The organism is Streptomyces araujoniae, assembly GCF_050871195.1.
Lineage (GTDB): Bacteria > Actinomycetota > Actinomycetes > Streptomycetales > Streptomycetaceae > Streptomyces > Streptomyces bacillaris.
The window spans coordinates 1,966,843-1,985,967 of record NZ_CP194070.1; the positions used below are offsets into that span (position 1 = coordinate 1,966,843).

Sequence of the window (19,125 nt, forward strand, 5' to 3'; positions counted from 1 at the left end):
GGGGATAACTGACCAAGAACCGGGCACAGGGGCAACCCGCCCGGTCAGACGATAGATTCATCCGTACGATGGGGAGCCACCCCCGAGCTTCACGCCGCGCCCGCCGATCAGGCGGCAGCGACGACCGCCCCGACGAGACGACCGACTAAGGACCTTCACGTGAATATCCGCTCCCTCACTCGAGGCGACGGCGTGGTGATCGGAGCAGCGGTGGTGCTGTTCATCGCCTCCTTCCTCAACCTTGCCAACTACGACTGCCCGTCCGGCGTGGACTGCTCCCGCTTCAACACGAGCGCCTGGGACTCCCTCGGGCTCCTGATGAGCGTCTACCTCGCCGGCATCATCGGCGCGGCGCTGCTGGTCGTCAGCCGGATGATGCCGGGCCGCAAGGTCGCGGGGCTCGACCTGGGCCAGTTCGGGGCCGCGTTCACCGTCTTCGCGCTGTGGACCGCGTTCTGGACGATCATCGATGTCAACAACGCGGGCGCCGGCCTGATCCTGGGCCTGCTGGCGGCCATCGTGCTCGCCGCGGGTGCCATCGCCGGTCCGCTGGTCCCCGCGCTCAAGGCCCCGCTGGTCGGCGCCCCCAAGCCGCAGGCCGTGCAGCCGCCGTACGGTGGCCAGCCCGGCCAGGGGTACGGCTACCCCGGCGGCCAGCAGCAGCCCTACGGCGGCCAGCCGAGCCAGGGCTACGGCTACCCCGGCGCCCCGGCCGGCGGCCAGCCCGGTCAGCCGGACCCCACGCAGGCGGCCCAGGCCCAGCAGTCCGCCCCGCAGGGCGGCGCGGCCCCGGCGGGCGACTTCACCCCGTTCTGGTTCGCCGTCCCGGTGGCCCGTCCGCTGTACGGCGAGGACGGCGCCCCGAACCCGATCGCCGAGCTGGCGCCGGGCACCTGGTACCTGGCGGTCGAGCAGCGCGGTCAGGGCCTCATCGCCCAGACGCAGGACGGCCGTCGCGGGGTGCTCCAGGACACCACGGGCATCCAGCGCGGCTGACCCCCTCCGGGCACCGCACCGCGGCCCCTCACCCTTCCGGGTGGGGGGCCGCTGCCGTACAGTCCACCGAGCACCCTCAGCACCTGACGGATCGTCATCTACGGCCGGAGGTAACGGAATGCGGCTGGGACTGGCACTGGGCTACTGGGGCCGCGGCCCGAACCCCGACCATCTCGCCCTGGCCCGGGAGGCGGAGCGGCTCGGCTACGGTTCGGTCTGGACGGCGGAGGCGTGGGGCTCGGACGCCTTCACGCCGCTGACCTGGATCGCCGCCCACACCTCCCGGATCGGGCTGGGGACGGGGATCGCGCAGATGGCGGCCCGTACGCCGACGGCGACGGCCATGCACGCCCTCACCCTGGACCACCTCTCGGGCGGCCGGCTGCTGCTGGGCCTCGGCCTGTCCGGGCCGCAGGTGGTGGAGGGGTGGTACGGGCGCCCGTTCCCGAAGAGCCCCCTGACCGCGACCCGCGAGTACGTCGAGGTGATCCGCCGAGTGCTGGCCCGGGAGGCCCCGGTGGAGGTGGCGGGCCGCTTCCACCCCCTCCCGTACACCGGCCCGGACGCCACCGGCCTCGGCAGGCCGCTGAAGCCGATCACCCACCCGCTGCGGCCGGCGCTTCCGGTCCTGCTGGGCGCGGAGGGCCCGAAGAACATCGCGCAGACGGTCGAGATCGCGGACGGCTGGCTCCCCCTGTACTGGTCCCCGTACCGCACGGACGTCTACGCGGCCTCCCTCACCGGCCTCCGCGAGGGCTTCATGATCGCCCCGATGGCCCGCGCCCAGGTCTGCGACGACGTGGCGGAGGGGCTGCTGCCGGTCAAGGCGATGCTGGGCTTCTACATCGGCGGCATGGGCCACGCGGCCCGCAACTTCCACGCGGACCTGATGGCCCGCATGGGGTTCGAGGAGGAGGCCCGCCGCATCCAGCACCTGTTCCTCCAGGGCCGCAAGGAGGAGGCGATCGGGGCCGTACCGGACGCCTTCGCGGACGAGATCTCCCTGGTCGGCCCGCGCGCCCGCATAGCCGAGAAACTGGCGGAGTGGCGCAAGGGCCCGGTGACCGACCTCCTGCTCACCGCCCCGGACCCGCACACGCTGCGGGTCCTGGCGGAGCTGAACACCTAGGACCTGTCGTCGCACGGCAGGCGGCAGTTTGACGACAGGCCCTGGGCCTCCGGCACGGATCGGGACCGGCTCACCCGAACGACGAACGGTCCAGCCAGAAGTCCAGCAGCTCCGCGTCGCCGAGCACCTCGACCCGGTCGCTCGTCGGCGCCAGACGGCGGTTGAAGACGAGCATCAGGTCGGTGAGGGAGCCACGGAGGGCGACCGTCGCCTTCGCGTGGTCGTGGCGCCAGGTGAAGCGCTCCTCGCCCAGCTCGATGAGCCACTCCGCGCCGGGTACGTCGGTGGCGTGCAGGTGCAACGAGCGGTCGCCGCCGCGCAGTTCCGCCGCCTCCGGGTCTCCTTCCTGCTGCACGAAGGAGACGATCCGCAGCCACTCCTCGATGGTGTCGGCGGCCACGTCGGCACCGACCGTGTACGGGACCCGCGCGGCGAGCGCCGCGTCCGCCCGGTGCACCACCGTCTCGTGCGTCATGCGCCGCACCCAGAACGACGTGTTCCGCTCCCACGCCCAGCTCCACACCCCGGCGTCCGGCCCCGCCTCCCGCAGCGCGGCGACGGTGGCGGCCGCCCCCTCCGCGAGCCAGGCGTCCAGCGCCTGCGGGCCGTCGGCGGCCGGCCCCTCGAAGCCCGGCACCTTCTCCTCGGGCACGTCCTCGGCCGCCCGGCCCCGGACGATCTCCCCGACCCAGCGGTGCGCGCCGCCGACGTGCACGGCGAGCTGCCGCAGGGTCCAGTCGGGGCAGGAGGGGACGGTCGCGGCGAGGTCCGCGCCCTTCAGCGTGGCACGGAGGGCGTCGGTCTGGACCAGGATCTCGTCACAGTAACGGTCGTAGGAGAGAAGCGTCATACGGCAGACCCTAACCACGGCGGAAATCCCGGTCATCCGATTTCCGCGGTGGTCGCTCCCGGCGTCCCGCCCCTGGTCAGCCGGACAGCTGCGACGTCGACGGAACCTTGTCCGTCACCTCGGCACCCGCGCTCTTCCCGGCGTTCTTGATGCTGTCGATGACGCTCTCGAAGGCCCCGATGTCCCCCTCGCCCGCCTCCCCGTTGCGCAGCTTGGCGGCCATCCCCCGGAGGGACTCGATCCCGGCGGTCAGCGGGGCGACGGCCTTGGACAGCAGCGGGTCCCCCTTGGCGTTCTCCGCGGCCGCCTTGAGCCGGTTGTACGCGAACCCGCCCGCGAGCCCCGCCTTGACGAGGGCGAAGGTGCGCCCTTCGGCCCCCTTCTTGAACGTGCCCGCGCGGTACGGCTTCACGATCCACTGGTACGCGGCCCCGGCCGCGAGCCCGGCGTTGGCGACGAACCGGGTCTTGGCGAGGCGCTGCCGCTCGGCGGTGGCCGAGGCAGAGACGGAGGCGGGGGCCGGGACGGAGGACGACGGGCTCGCCCCCGTACGCGTCGCCCCGTCGGACCCCGAATCGCCGCAGGCGGTCGCGGACACCAGGACGGAACAGCTCAGCAGCAGCGCCACCAGCGACCGGCGGAACGGCAGGGAACGGATCACGGCGGCCTCCCGGCGCGGCACATCGCGGTGAGCGGGGCACATCACGGTGAGTGACGAACTCCCGCCACTCCCGGTCAGGGTCGCCCGCCGCTCCGGGCCCCGCCACCTGATACCGCCGTTCGGGTTTCACGCTGGGTAAAGCGGTAACCAGGACTCCATGTCCTACAGAACCCGTTCTTCAGGCAGCAGTTCAGCGGCGAGGATCATCGCCGTCGTGGCCGACATCCTGGCCTTCATCATCATTCTCTGGATCCTGATGTACCTGCTGGACGCCAACCGGGGCAACGACTTCGTGCAGTGGGTGCACGACGCCGCCACCTGGCTGGCGGGCTGGTCCTACGACCTGTTCACGTTCGACGCGGCCTGGGCGCGGGTCGTCGCCGGTTACGGTCTGGCGGCCGTGGTCTACCTGTTCATCGGCCACGCGGTGGCGGGCCGCCTGCGCCGCTGACGGCCGGGCCCCGGCCCCGGCCGGGGAGTTCAGCGGCAGCAGTCCGGTTCCAGGCCGAGCGGGAGCCGCTCGCCGCCGAAGACCGCGGTGGTCGCCTCGTCCCCTCCGAGCGCGGCCACCGCGAGCAGCAGGGAGCCCGCCGTCCAGGTGGTCAGCTCCTCGGGCCAGAAGGCCTTGTTGCCCTCGAAGACGTACCCCGTCCAGTACAGCCCGCCCTCGGCGCGCAGGTGCTGGACGGACTGGAGGATCTCCAGGGCCCGGTCCGACTCGCCCGTCGCCCAGAGGGCCAGGGCCAGTTCGCAGCTCTCGCCGCCGGTGACCCAGGGGTTGGGGAGCACGCACCGCACGCCGAGGCCGGGGACGACGAAGCGGTCCCAGCCCTCCTGGATGCGGGCGGTGGCCTCGGGGCCGGTGATCGCACCGCCGAGGACCGGGTAGTACCAGTCCATCGAGTAGCGGTTCTTGTCGAGGAAGCGCTCGGGGTGTTTGCGGATCGCGTGCGCCAGCGCCCCGGTCGCCAACTCCCAGTCGGGCTGCGGCTCTTCGCGCAGCTCCGCGATGGCGAGCGCACAGCGCAGCGCCTGGTGGATGGAGGAGGAGCCGGTCAGCAGGGCGTCGTCCACGGGGGTGCCGTCGGCCTCGCGCTTCCAGCCGATCTGCCCGCCGGGCTGCTGGAGCCGGAGCACGAACTCGACCGCCGCGTAGACCGTGGGCCACATCCGGTCGACGAACGCGTCGTCGCCGGTGGCGAGGTAGTGGTGCCAGACGCCGACGGCCACGTACGCGCAGAAGTTGGTCTCGCGGCTGCGGTCGGTGGGCCGCTCCGGGTCGCCGTCGTGGTAGGCCGCGTACCAGGAGCCGTCACCGTTCTGGTGGCGGGCCAGCCAGTCGTAGGCGCGCTCCGCCGCCGTGTGCTCTCCGGCCGCGTCCAGCGCCATCGCGGCCTCCGTGTGGTCCCACGGGTCGAGGTGGTGGCCCCGGAACCAGGGCAGCGCCCCGTCCTCGCACTGGACGGCGAGCAGGGCCCGGACCGTCTCGGCGGCCTCGGCGGCGGTCAGGACACCGGGAAGGACCAGGTGCTCGGTCTGTTCGGGAGTGCTCACGCCTCGGCCTTCGGAAGGTGCGGCTTGGTGGCGTACGCGACGAAGCTCTTGCCGACGACCGGGTTGAGCAGCTGCTCGGCGACCCGGGTGGCGAGCGGCTTCTTCATGATGTCCCAGACCAGCAGCTTGTGGTACGCCCGCACCGGCAGGGCCTTGTCGTTGTCGACGCCGAAGGCGCACTTCAGCCACCAGTACGGCGAGTGCAGCGCGTGCGCGTGGTGGGTGCCGTACGGCTTGAGCCCGGCCTCGCGGATCCGGGCGAGGAGCTGGTCGGCCTTGTAGATGCGGATGTGGCCGCCCTCCACCTCGTGGTAGGCGTCGGAGAGGGTCCAGCAGATCTTCTCGGGGCCGTAGCGCGGGACGGTGACGGCGATCCGGCCGCCCGGCCTGAGGACCCGGACCATCTCGGCGAGGACGCCCTTGTCGTCCGGGATGTGCTCCATGACCTCGGAGATGATCACGACGTCGAAGGAGTCGTCGGGGAAGGGCAGGTTGAGGGCGTCGCCCTCCATCGCGGTGGCGGTGGCGCCCTCGGGCGCCTCCCCGGCCTCCTTCATCGCGGCGAACCACTTGGCGACCTCGCGGATCTCCTCGGCGTTCCGGTCGAGGGCGACGACCTGCGCGCCGCGCCGGTAACACTCGAAGGCGTGCCGGCCGGCACCGCAGCCCAGGTCGAGCACTCGGTCGCCGGCGGCGAGCGGGAAGCGGGTGAAGTCGACGGTCAGCACGAGGGCCTGCCTTCGAGGTCGGAGGTACGGGTTCAGAAAAGCGGGTTACGGGTCACGGGGGCCGGGACCGGGGTCCGTGGCCACGTCCCGGGATCCGCGTCGCGGAGACCGGGGTCCGGGGCCGCGTCACAGAGCCCGAGGTCCGGCGCCGCGTCACGGAAACCGGGGTCCGGGGCCGCCGTGACCCGTGAGGACGGCGCAGTCACCGGCGGGCCCCGGCTCCGCGGGCGGCGATCGCCCGACGGTACAGCTCGGCCGTTCCGGCGGCCGCCCGGGCCCAGGTGAAGTTGGCGAGCACCCGCTCGCGCCCCGCCGCGCCGAGCCGGGCACGCAGCTCCGGATCGGCCAGCAGCCGGGCGAGCGCCCCGGCCAGCGCGTCCGCGTCCCCCGGGGGCACGGCGAGGCAGGTCTCCCCGTCGCGGCCGGAGACCTCGGGGATCGCGCCCCCGGTGGTGGCCACGAGCGGGGTGCCGGTGGCCATGGCCTCGGCGGCGGGCAGCGAGAACCCCTCGTACAGCGAGGGCACACAGGAGACCTGCGCGCCGCGCACCAGGTCGACCAGTTCGGCGTCGCTGATGCCCTTGACGAACTCGACGGCGCCGGCCAGCCCGTGCCGCTCGATGGCCCGGGCGACCGGCCCGTCCTCGGCGCGCTTGCCGACGACGACGAGGTGGGCGTCGGGGTTCTCCGTGCGGAGCTTGGCGAGCGCGTCGACGAGGTGGACCAGGCCCTTGAGCGGGACGTCGGCGCTGGAGGTGGTGACGATGCGGCCGGGCACCTCGGCCACGGAGGGGTCGGGCGACCACAGTTCGGTGTCGGCGCCGATGTGGACGACGCTGATCCGATCGTTGCGTACGCCGAGGTCCTCGACGATCTCGTCGCGGGAGGAGCCGGAGACGGTGAGCACGGTGTCCAGTTTGCGGGCGACCCGCTTCTGCATCCGGGTGAAGGCGTACCAGCGGCGTACGGAGGCGCGTCGGCGGCGGCTGGTGGCGGCGGCGAGGTCGAGCCGGCGGTCCACGGTGATCGGGTGGTGGATCGTCGTCACGAGCGGGGCCCCGAGGTCGCCGAGGAGCCCGTAGCCGAGGGTCTGGTTGTCGTGGACGACGTCGAACTCACCGCGCCGGGCCAGGAGATGGCGGCGGGCGCGGAGGCTGAAGGTGAGGGGTTCGGGGAAGCCGCCGGTCCACATGGTGGCGACCTCGGCGAGGTCGATCCAGTCCCGGTACTCGCCCCGCTTCGGCGTACGGAACGGGTCCGGCTGCCGGTAGAGGTCCAGGCTCGGCAGCTCGGTGAGCGGCACGCCCTCGTCGAGCACCGGGTAGGGCTGCGCGCCGATGACCTCGACGCTGTGCCCGAGGCGGGCCAGCTCCCGGCCGAGGTGGCGTACGTACACGCCCTGGCCGCCGCAGAACGGGTTTCCCTTGTACGTGAGGAGCGCGATGCGCAACGGCCGGTCGCCGGACCCGGCGGAGGAACTGCTGTCGCCCGTGCGGGGGCCCGTCTCTATGGCCTCAGCGGTCACACTCGGCCCCCTTCTGACTGCGTGTTCGCCGGAGCGTAACCGGTAGCGCTAATCTAGAACAAGTTCCAGACTTGCCCGTTCCACGTGCATCGAATCTACCGGCAGGTAGCGACGGTGTGACGGCCGGATCAGGTGATTCGCGCCACGACGGACGCCCTGGCATGCTGTGCGCGCCCGGACGCGCCCGCCCGGTCCGTTCCGGTCCGCCCGGGCGACACGGGGACCGGAGCCGCCGGGGCGCGGTCCGGACGGTTCCGGGGCGTGGGATCAGGAGATCCCGGGGCGCGGGATCAGAGATGATGCACGGATCGACCACCTACGGATCGATACACGGATCGACCACTCACGGATCGCGGATGGGGACAGCATGACCGCGGACGCCAGACCGGCAGTGCCTGTGCCGACGGAACGCACGGCGCCTCCGTTGACCGAGCGGCAGGAGGCCCGTCGCCGCCGCATCCTGCACGCCAGCGCCCAGCTCGCCAGCCGGGGCGGCTTCGAGGCGGTGCAGATGCGGGAGGTGGCGGAGGCGGCGGGGGTCGCGCTCGGCACCCTCTACCGCTACTTCCCCTCCAAGATCCATCTGCTGGTCGCCACCATGCAGGACCAGCTCCAGCACCTGCACACCACGCTGCGCAAGCGCCCCCCGGCCGGGGACGACGCGGCCCGGCGGGTCGCGGAGACGCTGATGCGGGCCTTCCGCGCCCTCCAGCGCGAACCGCACCTGGCCGACGCCATGGTCCGCGCCCTGACCTTCGCCGACCGCAGCGTGAGCCCGGAGGTGGACACCGTCTCCCGCCTCACGACGGCGATCATCCTGGACGCGATGGGGCTGGAGCACCCGACGCCGGAGCAGCTCTCGGCGGTCCGGGTGATCGAGCACACCTGGCACTCGGCGCTGATCACCTGGCTGTCGGGCCGGGCGTCGATCGCCCAGGTCAAGATCGACATCGAGACGGTCTGCCGTCTGATCGACCTGACGGCGAGGCCGGGGCGGAGCTGAGGGCCTGCCCCCTGCCTCGAAGCCCGGGTACCGACCCCGCCTGGCCACCCCTTCCCCGGTCCGGCGACAATGCAGTCGTCTTCGGGCCGGGGGTGCCGTACGCGCCCCGGTCCTCTTCCACCTCGGAGCGGGGCGACACCATGGCATGGGTAGTGGCGGCGAACGCGCTGCTGGGGGTGCTGGCCATCGCGCTGGGCACGGTCACGGTCCGGACGGGGTGGGTGCTGCCCACGGCCCGCCGTCACGTGACCCGCCCCCGGTTCCACGGAGTCGGCGTCCTCCTCATCGGCGCCTCGCTCCTCCTGCAGAGCCTCGGCTACTTCGAGGTCCTGCCGGGCGCCTCGTGGGAGGCCCGCTTCTACGGCGGGAACGCCCTGCTGCTCGGCGGGATGCTCCTCCTTCTCCTCGGCTACGTGCTGCCGCTCCGCCGGACCGAGCCGCACACCCGGCCCCCGGGCCTCTGAGGGCGCCGGGGGCCGGGTCGGCCGCCGCCCGGCGGCGTGCGGTCAGCCGGCCGGAACCTCCGCCGGGCCGGCGGAGTTCAGGAACCGCTCCTGGACCCGTGCGAGGGTGCGGAAGTCGTCGATGGTGACCTCCTGGAGATCGATGGTGTCACCGGAGATCTCCTCCAGGAGGTCGATGAACTCCAGGAAGTCCATCGAGTCGATGAGGCGCGCCTCGATGAGGTCCTCGTCGGAGCGGATCTCACCGTCGAGGCCGGGGTTCTTCTCGTGGAGCCACGCCAGGACCTGTTCCATGGTGGGCATCGTTCCTCTCGTCGTTCGGGGCCGCCGGGGACCGGCGTGCGGGAGTCAGGAGGCGGCGGCCCGGAGGTGGTCCAGGGCGCGGTCGGCGGAGCCGTGGGCGAGGATCATCGCGTGCACCCAGCGCTCCACGCCGAAGGCGACGCAGGAGCTGTACGCGGAGCCGTGGGAGCCGGCCCGGATGCCGAGCCGTTCGCCGAAGAAGTTGCGGTGCCGGTTGACGGAGGCGATGGCCGTGCCGTCGGGGGCGCTGTACTCGAACTTCACCGGGTCGAGCGCCATCAGCCGGGCCCGCGAGCCGCCCTTGTCGTAGAACGGGTCGTCGGCCGCCGCCCGGGTCAGGGTCAGCCCCAGCCGCGCCGCGACCTCCTGGACGAACTCGCCCCCGCGCTCCAGGTGTTCGCCCGCCCCGTCCTTGGTCCCGAGGTAGAGCACCTCACGCATGTGGAAGCCCCACAGCCGGCGCAGCCCGTCGTAGTGCGTCTCGTTGCGGAAGCAGCGGCCGACCGCCGAGACCCGCAGCCCGTCCTCGCCCACGTCCTGGCCCTCCAGCGAGAGCAGCAGCCCGTAGCAGGTGGCGGAGGGGAGCAGATGCCCGGTGGGCACCAGGGGGAGGTCCTGCGGCGCCTCGCCGGAGGCCAGGCCGTCGAGCGTCTCGGGGGTGAACCGCCCGGCGGGCACCCCGAGGTGGGGGAAGTTGCGGAAGAAGTCCAGCCGCGCCAGCCCCTCGACGGAGAGCAGGGGCGGCCCCAGCACCTCGGGGGCGGAGAGCCGCGCGGCGAGGCCGGACAGCAGGTCGTCCAGGCCTCTCAACAGCGCGGTGCGGACCGGGTCCAGGGTGATCAGCCCGGGGCCCGGGCTCTGCAGCTCTATGCCCGGAAGGGCCGTCATGCCGGATGCGCTCATCGAACCGTGTTCTCTCTCCATGGGGGCACGCGCCCGGATCGACCGGCGGGCCCACGGAGGACGTCGTCGTGCCGGCAGCACCGCCGGGCATGGCCTTCACCGGCCGCAGGGCAGGCGGGGACGGATGTACGGATATGACGACCGGTCATGCAATCCGTCCGCGCCCTTGGACCCTAGGCCCGTCCGTCCGGTGTTGTCTAGACCAAAGAGGGCGAACGGCAGATGTCCGGTTTCCGCCGCCCCGGAGAAGGAAGCGGCCCCCATATCCGCATATCGGCACGGCACTTGACAGCGCAGCGGTCTGGACCAATCCTGCTGACCGACGTGGTCACAACGCCGTTCACCACGACGCAGCCATCTGTCCGTGCCGATCGCGGCCGGCCCCCGCGCACCCGGGGCGCCGCCCGGACCGGCCGAGAGAAGGACCTGTCATCAGCCTCATGACGACTCCCCCGCCTCGGCGGCGGCCCCGCCTGCACCGCGCCGCGTCCGACCTCCCGTACTTCAGCGCGGACGGCGAGTCCTACCTCGCCCAGACCACCCTGCGCGAGCTGAAGAAGTCGCGGCCGCTCCGGGTGCTCTCCGAGGAGGACTTCGCGCACTGGCAGACCTACGGCTACGTCATCGTCCGGGAGGCGATCCCGGCCGCGCACGCCCGCCGGCTGCTGGACTTCACCTGGGATTTCCAGGGCCTGGACCCCGACCGGCCGGAGAGCTGGTACGAGGAGCGGCCGCTCCGCTCCGAACTGGACCAGCAGCTGCTGATCTACGGCTTCGTGGAGGCGTACCACCACCAGCTCCTCTGGGACAACCGGCAGTCGCAGCGGGTGTACGACGCGTTCGTCGACGTCTGGGACAGCGAGGAGCTGTGGGTCACGCTGGACCGGCTCAACCTCAACCCGCCCAACCGGGGCATCCGCGACCGCGCGCTGATCGAACCCACCGACCGGGGCTTCGACATCGAGCTGCACTGGGACATCGACACCACCCTGGGCGTGCCGCCGCAGCGGGTGCAGGGCATCATCGCGCTCAACGACACCAGCCCGGAGACCGGCGGCTTCCAGTGCTGCCCGGAGCTGTTCCGGCAGTTCGAGACCTGGAAGACCCGCCAGAGCGCCGACCGCGACCCGCTCCGCCCGGCGATCGACCGGGACGAACTCCCCGTCGTACGGCCGGATCTGCGCCCCGGCGACCTGCTCATCTGGAACGGCCTGCTCGCCCACGGCGTGGCCCGGAACCTCTCCGAGAACGGCGTACGGGCCGTGCAGTACCTCTCGATGATGCCCGCGCTGGAGGAGCACGAGCGGCTGCGGAAGTCCCGGGTGGAGTCCTGGCGCCATCTGCGCACCCCGCGCTGGAACCGCACCCTGGTCGGCGACCCCGTCCTGCACGAGTCCAAGCGCTACCCCACGGCCGAGCTGAACCCGCTGGGCCGCCGGCTGCTGGGGCTGGACTCCTGGCAGGACCCGGCCGGGGATCCGGCGCCCGCCGCGGGGACCGAGGAGCCTTCGTGCGCCGCGTCTGTCTGACCCTGCCCACCCACCGGGAGTGCGCGGCCACCATCGCGGCGGTCGGCGAGGAAGCGGCGTACGGCGCGCGGGAGTTCGGTGTCGAGGTGCATCTCCTCGTGCTGGACTCCTCCCCCGCGCCGGTGCTCGCCGCGCACCGGGCGGCGGTGGCCGCGCTGCCCCCGGCCCCCGGGGTCACCGTCCACCACCTGGACGAGGACGGACAGCGCGGCTTCCTGCGCGAGGCGATCGGCCGGTCCGCGGCCGCCGACCCGGACCGGCTGCTGGAGCTGCTGCTGCCCTCCCGGGTCTCCTACGGCGCCTGCACCGACCGGGCGTTCCTCATCGCCCAGGCCCTCGGCTGCGCCTCCGTGCACCGCCGGGACTCCGACAGCCGCTACCAGTCCTTCGACGGACGGCCCGTCTTCCCCCTCCACCAGGAACTCGCCTTCCTGGGCCGGCCCGCCGACGACGTGAAGGAGCGGGCGACCCGCCACCGGGTCGCGCCCGGGACCGGTGACCGTCCGGTGGCGGTCGTCGGCGGCTCCTTCGTGGGGGAGATGTCGGTGGACATCGCGGAGATCCACGACCGCGACCCGGAGGTCTACCGCGAGCTGGTCGGCCTCTCGATCCCCGACGACTGCCCCGCGATCTGGCGCGGCCATCTGGTCGAGGAGTCCTTCCGGGGCGCCGGGGACACCGCCTTCGACGGCGACCGCACCACCCTCGCGCCCGTCAGCCCGACGCGCGTGGACATGTGCAACGTGGCGCTGGACCACGAGGTCTACCGCCGGGTGCCGCTGCCGCCCGCCACGGACACCATCGGCACCGACTACTTCCTGCTCGGCCTGGCCCACGACGCCCGGCTGCCCGGTGTCCAGCACAACCGGCACATCGTCAACTTCCATACGGAGGAGCGGCGTACGGACGCGGGCTTCCTCGCCTACCAGCTGCGCTTCGCCCGGTTCCTGCTGGCGAAGACGTACCTCAACGCCGTGCACGCGCGGACCACCGCGGCCGGTGACACCCTGCTCGACGCGGAGAACCGCCTGCGGACCTCCGCCGTCGCGGAGTTCGTACGCGAGAGCCTGGCGCGGGGGCCGGAGGAGAACGTCCACCGCCTCGGGACGGTCGAGCGGGCCTACCGGCGCCTGGGCAGCCGGTACGCGGAGGTCGCCGACGCGCTCGCCGCCCGCCGGGACGCCCTGCCGGCCGAAGTCCACGGCGGCATGGCCGACTTCGCGTTCCTGCTGGACCACTGGCAGGCGCTGACCCGCGCCTGCGCCGACACGGGCCTGTCCGTGGCCCGATGAACTCCCCCGCCCCCGAGGACACCGTGCACCCGATCCCCCCGCGTACCCTCACCGTCGCCTACACGGGCGGCGAGGAGCGGCGTGGCCCGATCACCATGGGCCAGGCCAACATGATCCGCTGCATCCTGCGGGACGACCCCACCCACATCAACATCCACGATGTGTGGCCGGTCCCCGGGGGCACCTCCGAGGAGGCCGTGACCGACGCCCTGCGCACCCTGGCCGTACGGCATGAGGGGCTGCGCACCACCTTCCCGCACCCGCCGGGGACCGCGCCGGTCGACCAGGTCGTGGCGGCGGAGGGCACGTTCACGGTGACCGTCCTCGACCACACCGAACTCCCCGGCGAACCGGCGGAGTACGCGGAGTCGGTGGCGCGGGCGGCCCGGGCCGGGCGCTTCGCCCTGGAACGGGAGTTCCCGGTACGGATCACGCTGCTCACCGTGGCCGGCCGACCGGCCTACCTGGCACTGGCGTTCAGCCACGCGGTGGCGGACGGCAGCGCGATGGCCATCCTGCGCGAGGAGTTCACCGAACTGCTGGCGGGCAAGGAGCTGCCGGACCTCGCCTCCCTGCCCCCGGTCGACCTGGCCGCCGTGGAGGCCTCCCCGGCCGGGCTGCGGAAGTCGGAGGCGTCCCTGCGGTACTGGGAGCGGATCATCCGCACCGGGCCGCAGGAGATGTTCGCCGAGCCGCGCGGCAGGCGGCCGGGGACCGACGAGGAGGCCCGGCAGCTGACGCTCCGCTCCCGCCGGGGCGGCCGGGCGCTCGCCGGGGCGGCCCGCCGCACCGGACACCCCGAGGCCACCGTGCTGATGGCCGCCTGGTGCGCCCTGGTGGCCCACCGGGCGGGCCAGGACAGCTGTGTCACCGCCGTTCCGAGCGCCAACCGGTTCCACCCCCGGGTCGCCCGTTCGGTGACCACCACCTCCCAGGACGCGCTGCTCCACCTGGACGTCCGGGTGGAGACGTTCGACGCGCTGGTCGCCCGGACCTGGGGCGCGGTGCTCAACGCCTACCGGCACAGCCAGTTCGACTCCGTACGGCTGTGGGAGATGATCGGCCGGGTCACCGCCGAGCGCGGCAGCCACTTCGGCCGGGACGTGGTCTTCAACGACGTGAGCGCCCTGCCCACCCCGCTCCTGGGCACCGACGCGCAGGAGGGGGACGACGCCGAGCACGAGCTGGTCTGGGGCCCGCCGCAGGCGCTGCCGACCCGGCTGCTCGCCTTCACCTACCGGACGGCCCCGCAGCTCCACATCTCCCTGTGGGCCGCCCCCTCGCTCTTCGCCCCCGAGGAGGCGGAGGGCTTCCTCTCCGGGCTGGTCCTGCTGCTGGAGGCGGCCGCCGCCGGGGACGTGCCGATGGGCACGCTGACGGAGGTGACGGGGGTCCGCCCCGCCGAACGCGGCCCCGACTGGCTGCGGCTGGACGGCTGCTGGGTCTCGCCCGACGCCGTGCGCGAGACCCTCGGCCGGGCGGTGGGCGGCCTGCCGGTGCACGTGACCGGGGAGCCGGGACCGGACGGCACGGAGGCGGTGGACGGCGGGGAGGGCCCGGCGGACGGCGCGTACGGCACCGGGGCGACGGCCGGCACGGACGGCAGCGCGGGCGGGGCACCCGGCGCGGAGCCGCACCTCACCGCGTACATCGCCCGCGGGGAGACCCCGTTGACGCCCGAGGAGGCCCACCGGGCGCTGACCGCCCTCATCCCGGCCGCCGGTTCGGGGGTCCTGGCGCCCCGCCGCTACGTGCTCGTCACGGACCCGCCGGCCGGCCCGGACCGGAGCGACGCCTGGCGTCGGCTGAAGACCATCGACGAAGGGACCGGCCGCGGCCGGCAGGTGTGACATGAGCGTTGACGACACGACCCTCCGGCAGAAGCCGGACCCGCTGCCCAGCCCCTGGCGGTCGGGCCGGTTCCGGCTGTTCTTCACGGCCCGCAGCGCCTCGCTGCTGGCCGACGGCATGCTCATGGTCTCCCTCACCACCGCCGTGCTGGGAGCGGGCCACGGGGCGAGCGGCGTCGGCTACGCGCTGGCCGCGTGGATGACCCCGATCGTGCTGCTGGTGCTGTTCGGCGGGGTGCTGGCCGACCGGTTCACCCCGCAGGTGATGATGATCTGCGCCGACCTGGCGCGGATGGTGGCCATGCTCACCATGGCCGTGCTGCTCTTCTCCTCGGACAGCGTGCCGCTCTGGCAGATCATGGGCCTGATGGCGCTCAGCGGCGCCGCGACGGCGATGTTCCAGCCGGGGATGGCGAGCATGGTCCCCCGGGTGGCGGAGGACATCCAGAAGGCCAACGCGCTGCTGCGCATCTCCGAGGCCCTGAGCACCCTGCTGGGCCCCGGCCTCGCGGGCCTGCTCGTGGCGTACTGGCAGGTGTCGGGCTCGTACCTGGTCATCGCGGCGGCGTACGCGCTCAGCGCGGCGGTGCTGGTGCCGCTGCGGAAGCTGCGCACCGAACGCGACGAGGGCGACGCCCCGATGTGGCGCAGGCTCGCCACGGGGTGGCACGAGTTCCGGTCCCGGCAGTGGCTGTGGGGCGTCATCGCGGTCTGGTCCGTCTACGGCCTGTTCGTGTTCGGCCCGGCGCTGCCGCTGGGCGCGGCGCTGATGATCGAGCAGCACGGGGCGAACGGGTACGGCTGGATCGCCTCCGCCGACGGCGCGGGCACCATCATCGGCGGCCTGATCGGGATGCGGGTCCGCCCCCGCCGCCCCCTGGTGGCGGGCGCCCTGGCGATGTTCTGCTTCGCCCTCAACCCCCTGGCCCCGGCGCTGGAGTGGTCGTTCGCGGCCACGGCGGTCGCCCATGTCGTCGCGGGCTACGGCTTCGCCTTCTGGGGCGTGATGTGGGCGACGAGCGTCCAGTCGCACATCCCGCTCACCGTCCTGAGCCGGGTCTCCGCCTACGACGTCGCGGGCTCCATCATGGTGATCCCGCTCGGCCGCGCGCTGGCGGGCCCGGCGGCCGAGACGTTCGGCGCGAACGAGGTGCTGATCTTCTCCTCGGTCATGTCGTGCCTGCTCCTGGCCGTCATGATCTCCGTCCCGGCCATCCGGGCGCTGCGGCGGGCCCCGGAAGGGCTGCTCCGGAAGGCGGAGGGCGAACCGGCGGTCTGACGCCCGGGGTGAGCGGCCCGGACCGGGCCGGTCACTCCTCCGGCGGGAAGACCGCCTCCCCCGACTCCGCCAGGGTCAGCGTGATCGCCTCCACCGGGCAGCCCTCCGCCGCCGCCAGGACCTGTTCGCCCGCGTCGCGGTCCTCGGCGCGGGGGTGGGACTGCCGGGCGGTGTCCAGGCGGAAGGCGTCGGGGGCGTGGTTGACGCACATGCCGGAGCCGATGCAGACGGAGCGGTCGACCTCCACGTGCCAGCGGTCGCCCATCAGGCCTCCCGGTAGCCGGCGGGGAGGTGGATCATCTTGTGCTCGAAGAACTCGCCGTACCCCTCGGGGCCGAACTCGCGGCCCAGGCCGGAGTCCTTGTAGCCGCCGAACGGGCCGAGCATGTCCAGGCTGAAGGTGTTCACGCTGAACGTGCCGGTGCGGATGCGGCGGGCGATGTCGATGCCGTGTCCGGTGTCGGCGGTCCAGACGCTGCCGCTGAGGCCGTACGGGGAGTCGTCGGCGATCCGGACGGCCTCGGCCTCGTCCCCGTACGGGATCAGGCAGATCACCGGGCCGAAGATCTCCTCGCGGGCGATGCGCATGGAGTTGTCGACCGAGCCGAAGAGGGTGGGCTCGACGTACCAGCCGCGCTCCTGGGAGGCGGGTACGCTGCCGCCGGTGAGGATCTTGGCGCCCTCCTCCTGGCCCAGGCGGATGTAGTCGAGGGAGCGCTGCTGCTGGCGGCGGGCGACCAGCGGGCCCAGTTCCGTGGCGGGGTCCAGCGGGTCGCCCACACGGAGGGCCCCGGCCGCCGCCGCGAACGCCTCCGCCAGTTCGTCGTAGCGGGAGCGCGGGACGAGGATGCGGGTCTGGGCCACGCACGCCTGGCCGTTGATCATCCAGGCGAAGGGGACGATGCCCGCGACCGCCGCCTCCGGGTCCGCGTCCGGCAGGATCACCGCGGCCGACTTGCCGCCCAGTTCCAGGGTGACGCGGGTGAGGTTGCGGGAGGCGACCTCCATCACCCGGCGGCCGGCGGCCACCGAGCCGGTGAAGGAGATCTTGTCGACGCCCCGGTGGCCCACCAGGTACTCGCTCACCTCGCGGTCGGCCGGGAGGATGGAGAGGACGCCCTCCGGCAGCCCCGCCTCCGCCGCGATCTCCGCCAGCAGGTAGGCGTCCAGCGGGGTTTCGGGTGACACCTTCAGGACCGCCGTGCAGCCCGCCAGCAGCGCGGGGGCCAGTTTGGCGGCGGCCGTGAACTGGGGGACGTTCCACGGGACGACCGCGGCCACCACCCCGACCGGCTCCCGGCGGACCAGCAGCGGGCCGAGGGCCCCGTCCCGCCGCTCCTCGTAGGGGAACGAGCGCGCCACCGTGATCGCCGCGTCCCAGGCCATCATCGCGGCCAGCGCCTGCACCATCACGCTCGCGCTGTACGGGGTGCCGTTCTGGGCGCTGATCAGGCGCGCGAACTCCTCGTGGCGCACGGCGAACGCGTCCTTGATCCGGGTGATCACCGCGATCCGCTCGTCCAGCGCCATCCGGGGCCACGGCCCCTCGTCGAAGGCGCGGCGGGCGGCGGCGACGGCCCGGTCCACATCGCCCTCGCAGGCGTGCGGCACCCGGCCGATGACCTGCTCCGTGTGCGGGGAGACCACCTCGATGACGTCGGCGCCGAGCGGATCGGTGAACTCCCCGCCGATGAAGAGCTGTCCGTGTTCCACCAGCTCCGTACGGTCGTTACGTTCCGTCATGGCTGCCGCCTCCCGCGAACCCGCGCGCACCTAACTGACTGTTCGTCAGAACTGATACCAGTTCCCGTTCCAGGAGTCCACGGCGCGGACCGGACCCGGGAGGCGCGGATCCGGCGCGGACATGGTTGGCCCGGGCTACCAATGGAACGAGTTCTCGTTAAAGTGGGGGCAGTTCACCGAGCAGAGACGGGGAGCCCATGACTCAGGTGACACAGGTCTTCGGCCACGGCGGGGGCGTCCACAGCATCAAGGTCCCCATCCCGGACAACCCGCTGGGCCACACCCTCGTGTACGTCGTCGACACCGACCGGGGCCCCGTCCTCGTCGACACCGGCTGGGACGACCCGGCCTCCTGGGACACCCTGACGGCCGGGCTCACCGCCCTCGCCACCTCCGTCACCGACATCCACGGCATCGTCGTCACCCACCACCACCCCGACCACCACGGCCTCTCCGGCCGGGTCCGCGAGGCCTCCGGCGCCTGGATCGCGATGCACGCGGCGGACACCGCGGTCGTCCGGCGCACCCGGGAGGCCGAGCCCGGCACCTGGCTCGACTACCTCACCCGCAAGCTCACCGACGTCGGCGCCCCCGACGCCCACCTCGCCGCCCGCGACGCCGGACGGCTGCGGACCCTGCCCGGCCTGCGCGCCGCCCTCCCGGACCGGGAGATCGTCCCCGGCGAGCTGCTCGACCTCCCCGGGCGGCGGCTGCGCGCCATCTGGACCCCCGGCCACACGCCCGGCCATGTCTGCCTCCATCTGGAGGAACGGCATCCGGCGGACCTCCCGGGCCACGGCCGGCTCTTCTCCGGGGACCACCTGCTGCCCGGGATCAGCCCGCACATCGGGCTGTACGAGGACCCGGACGACACCGAGGTGACCGATCCGCTCGGGGACTACCTCGCCTCGCTGGAGCGGATCGGGCGGCTCGGCGTGGCCGAGGTGCTCCCCGCCCACCAGCACGCGTTCACCGGCGCGGGCGGCCGCGTCCGGGAGCTGCTGGACCACCACGAGGAGCGGCTGACCGGGCTCCTCGCCCTGCTCGCCACCCCGCTCACCCCGTGGCAGCTGGCCGAGCGGATGGTGTGGAACCGGCCCTGGGAGCGGATCCCGCACGGTTCCCGGTCGATCGCCGTGTCGGAGGCCGAGTCCCATCTGCGCCGGCTGGTGAAGCTGGGGCGCGCGGAGGCGGTGGGCGGCAGCGACCCGGTCACGTACATAGCGGTCTGAGCCGGGGGCCGCGTACGACGGTTCCGTCCGGGCCGGGCCCTCAGGCCCCGCCCCCTGCGAGCCGTACCCCGCGTCCGGCGCTGG

Annotated in this window: 19 protein-coding genes; 10 read left to right on the forward strand and 9 right to left on the reverse strand. The window is 73.2% G+C overall.

The genetic code is table 11. The annotated features are described in order from the left end of the window. Positions 1–192: 192 nt before the first annotated feature. Positions 193–996 carry a DUF5336 domain-containing protein gene (locus tag ACQ9ZG_RS08385; protein WP_028415438.1) on the forward strand — a complete coding sequence of 268 codons (804 nt, stop codon included), beginning with the start codon at positions 193–195 and terminating at the stop codon, positions 994–996. A 118-nt stretch (positions 997–1,114) separates the two neighbouring features. Beyond that, complete coding sequence (locus tag ACQ9ZG_RS08390; protein WP_028415437.1) at positions 1,115–2,125, forward strand: LLM class F420-dependent oxidoreductase; 1,011 nt, start codon at positions 1,115–1,117, stop codon at positions 2,123–2,125. 70 nt (positions 2,126–2,195) lie between these two features. Here the strand turns inward: ACQ9ZG_RS08390 and ACQ9ZG_RS08395 are convergent, their stop codons facing one another. Both ACQ9ZG_RS08395 and ACQ9ZG_RS08400 read right to left on the reverse strand, forming a co-directional pair. Next, on the reverse strand, positions 2,196–2,975 hold the full coding sequence (locus ACQ9ZG_RS08395) for a maleylpyruvate isomerase family mycothiol-dependent enzyme (RefSeq protein WP_499280208.1): 780 nt from the start codon (positions 2,973–2,975) through the stop codon (positions 2,196–2,198). Between the two features lie 76 nt (positions 2,976–3,051). Further along, positions 3,052–3,636 (reverse strand): hypothetical protein, encoded by a 585-nt coding sequence (locus tag ACQ9ZG_RS08400; protein WP_109917096.1) that lies wholly within the window; start codon positions 3,634–3,636, stop codon positions 3,052–3,054. Between the two features lie 157 nt (positions 3,637–3,793). Here ACQ9ZG_RS08400 and ACQ9ZG_RS08405 point away from each other — a divergent pair, with 157 nt between their 5' ends. Beyond that, positions 3,794–4,087, forward strand: a complete 294-nt coding sequence (locus tag ACQ9ZG_RS08405) for a hypothetical protein (RefSeq protein WP_078562453.1) — start codon at positions 3,794–3,796, stop codon at positions 4,085–4,087. A gap of 29 nt (positions 4,088–4,116) precedes the next feature. Here the strand turns inward: ACQ9ZG_RS08405 and ACQ9ZG_RS08410 are convergent, their stop codons facing one another. From ACQ9ZG_RS08410 to ACQ9ZG_RS08420, 3 genes are all read right to left on the reverse strand, one after another. Further along, entirely contained in the window at positions 4,117–5,190 is a 1,074-nt protein-coding gene (locus ACQ9ZG_RS08410) for a prenyltransferase/squalene oxidase repeat-containing protein (protein WP_109917097.1), read from the reverse strand. Then, positions 5,187–5,918: a class I SAM-dependent methyltransferase gene (locus ACQ9ZG_RS08415; RefSeq protein WP_109917098.1), complete on the reverse strand. Its 732-nt coding sequence runs from the start codon at positions 5,916–5,918 to the stop codon at positions 5,187–5,189. Before ACQ9ZG_RS08415 ends, ACQ9ZG_RS08410 begins: the two co-directional genes overlap by 4 nt. 202 nt (positions 5,919–6,120) lie before the next feature. Next, positions 6,121–7,443 (reverse strand): glycosyltransferase family 4 protein, encoded by a 1,323-nt coding sequence (locus ACQ9ZG_RS08420; RefSeq protein WP_499280209.1) that lies wholly within the window; start codon positions 7,441–7,443, stop codon positions 6,121–6,123. 367 nt (positions 7,444–7,810) lie between these two features. Between ACQ9ZG_RS08420 and ACQ9ZG_RS08425 the strand changes: the two genes are divergently transcribed. Continuing rightward, positions 7,811–8,446, forward strand: a complete 636-nt coding sequence (locus tag ACQ9ZG_RS08425; RefSeq protein ID WP_109917435.1) for a TetR family transcriptional regulator — start codon at positions 7,811–7,813, stop codon at positions 8,444–8,446. A gap of 140 nt (positions 8,447–8,586) precedes the next feature. After that, the gene (locus ACQ9ZG_RS08430) at positions 8,587–8,910 is read left to right on the forward strand and encodes a hypothetical protein (RefSeq protein ID WP_258312457.1); all 324 of its coding nucleotides are present in this window, start codon (positions 8,587–8,589) and stop codon (positions 8,908–8,910) included. 42 nt (positions 8,911–8,952) lie between these two features. Here the strand turns inward: ACQ9ZG_RS08430 and ACQ9ZG_RS08435 are convergent, their stop codons facing one another. After that, positions 8,953–9,204, reverse strand: a complete 252-nt coding sequence (locus ACQ9ZG_RS08435; RefSeq protein ID WP_018486884.1) for a hypothetical protein — start codon at positions 9,202–9,204, stop codon at positions 8,953–8,955. Between the two features lie 54 nt (positions 9,205–9,258). Further along, positions 9,259–10,116, reverse strand: a complete 858-nt coding sequence (locus tag ACQ9ZG_RS08440; RefSeq protein WP_026237313.1) for a class-II aminoacyl-tRNA synthetase family protein — start codon at positions 10,114–10,116, stop codon at positions 9,259–9,261. Between the two features lie 440 nt (positions 10,117–10,556). Here ACQ9ZG_RS08440 and ACQ9ZG_RS08445 point away from each other — a divergent pair, with 440 nt between their 5' ends. From ACQ9ZG_RS08445 to ACQ9ZG_RS08460, 4 genes are read left to right on the forward strand one after another with little or no spacing between them, the layout of a single operon-like run. Continuing rightward, the gene (locus ACQ9ZG_RS08445; protein WP_084995930.1) at positions 10,557–11,645 is read left to right on the forward strand and encodes a phytanoyl-CoA dioxygenase family protein; all 1,089 of its coding nucleotides are present in this window, start codon (positions 10,557–10,559) and stop codon (positions 11,643–11,645) included. Continuing rightward, on the forward strand, positions 11,627–12,937 hold the full coding sequence (locus ACQ9ZG_RS08450; RefSeq protein WP_109916455.1) for a DUF6271 family protein: 1,311 nt from the start codon (positions 11,627–11,629) through the stop codon (positions 12,935–12,937). Before ACQ9ZG_RS08445 ends, ACQ9ZG_RS08450 begins: the two co-directional genes overlap by 19 nt. Beyond that, the gene (locus ACQ9ZG_RS08455) at positions 12,934–14,787 is read left to right on the forward strand and encodes a condensation domain-containing protein (RefSeq protein WP_499280211.1); all 1,854 of its coding nucleotides are present in this window, start codon (positions 12,934–12,936) and stop codon (positions 14,785–14,787) included. Before ACQ9ZG_RS08450 ends, ACQ9ZG_RS08455 begins: the two co-directional genes overlap by 4 nt. A 1-nt stretch (position 14,788) precedes the next feature. Next, on the forward strand, positions 14,789–16,066 hold the full coding sequence (locus tag ACQ9ZG_RS08460) for an MFS transporter (protein WP_018486889.1): 1,278 nt from the start codon (positions 14,789–14,791) through the stop codon (positions 16,064–16,066). A gap of 31 nt (positions 16,067–16,097) precedes the next feature. Here ACQ9ZG_RS08460 and ACQ9ZG_RS08465 read toward each other — a convergent pair whose 3' ends face one another. Both ACQ9ZG_RS08465 and ACQ9ZG_RS08470 read right to left on the reverse strand, forming a co-directional pair. Next, entirely contained in the window at positions 16,098–16,331 is a 234-nt protein-coding gene (locus ACQ9ZG_RS08465) for a ferredoxin (protein ID WP_028415425.1), read from the reverse strand. Further along, positions 16,331–17,809, reverse strand: coding sequence for an aldehyde dehydrogenase (locus ACQ9ZG_RS08470; RefSeq protein ID WP_109916861.1), 1,479 nt, complete (start codon positions 17,807–17,809; stop codon positions 16,331–16,333). The genes ACQ9ZG_RS08465 and ACQ9ZG_RS08470 overlap by 1 nt, the downstream gene beginning before the upstream one ends. A 197-nt stretch (positions 17,810–18,006) precedes the next feature. Between ACQ9ZG_RS08470 and ACQ9ZG_RS08475 the strand changes: the two genes are divergently transcribed. Beyond that, positions 18,007–19,041 carry a Strvi_7410 family MBL fold metallo-hydrolase gene (locus tag ACQ9ZG_RS08475; RefSeq protein WP_499280212.1) on the forward strand — a complete coding sequence of 345 codons (1,035 nt, stop codon included), beginning with the start codon at positions 18,007–18,009 and terminating at the stop codon, positions 19,039–19,041. The last annotated feature ends 84 nt before the right edge of the window (positions 19,042–19,125 follow it).

Excerpts from the sequence above, each read along its gene's own strand:
- ACQ9ZG_RS08395 (WP_499280208.1), bottom strand. The coding sequence starts at position 2,975 with ATGACGCTTCTCTCCTACGACCGTTACTGTGACGAGATCCTGGTCCAG.
- ACQ9ZG_RS08430 (WP_258312457.1), top strand. The coding sequence starts at position 8,587 with ATGGCATGGGTAGTGGCGGCGAACGCGCTGCTGGGGGTGCTGGCCATC.
- ACQ9ZG_RS08405 (WP_078562453.1), top strand. The coding sequence starts at position 3,794 with ATGTCCTACAGAACCCGTTCTTCAGGCAGCAGTTCAGCGGCGAGGATC.
- ACQ9ZG_RS08435 (WP_018486884.1), bottom strand. The coding sequence starts at position 9,204 with ATGGAACAGGTCCTGGCGTGGCTCCACGAGAAGAACCCCGGCCTCGAC.
- ACQ9ZG_RS08425 (WP_109917435.1), top strand. The coding sequence starts at position 7,811 with ATGACCGCGGACGCCAGACCGGCAGTGCCTGTGCCGACGGAACGCACG.
- ACQ9ZG_RS08475 (WP_499280212.1), top strand. The coding sequence starts at position 18,007 with ATGACTCAGGTGACACAGGTCTTCGGCCACGGCGGGGGCGTCCACAGC.
- ACQ9ZG_RS08460 (WP_018486889.1), top strand. The coding sequence starts at position 14,789 with ATGAGCGTTGACGACACGACCCTCCGGCAGAAGCCGGACCCGCTGCCC.
- ACQ9ZG_RS08465 (WP_028415425.1), bottom strand. The coding sequence starts at position 16,331 with ATGGGCGACCGCTGGCACGTGGAGGTCGACCGCTCCGTCTGCATCGGC.
- ACQ9ZG_RS08390 (WP_028415437.1), top strand. The coding sequence starts at position 1,115 with ATGCGGCTGGGACTGGCACTGGGCTACTGGGGCCGCGGCCCGAACCCC.
- ACQ9ZG_RS08470 (WP_109916861.1), bottom strand. The coding sequence starts at position 17,809 with ATGACGGAACGTAACGACCGTACGGAGCTGGTGGAACACGGACAGCTC.
- ACQ9ZG_RS08445 (WP_084995930.1), top strand. The coding sequence starts at position 10,557 with ATGACGACTCCCCCGCCTCGGCGGCGGCCCCGCCTGCACCGCGCCGCG.
- ACQ9ZG_RS08455 (WP_499280211.1), top strand. The coding sequence starts at position 12,934 with ATGAACTCCCCCGCCCCCGAGGACACCGTGCACCCGATCCCCCCGCGT.
- ACQ9ZG_RS08440 (WP_026237313.1), bottom strand. The coding sequence starts at position 10,116 with ATGAGCGCATCCGGCATGACGGCCCTTCCGGGCATAGAGCTGCAGAGC.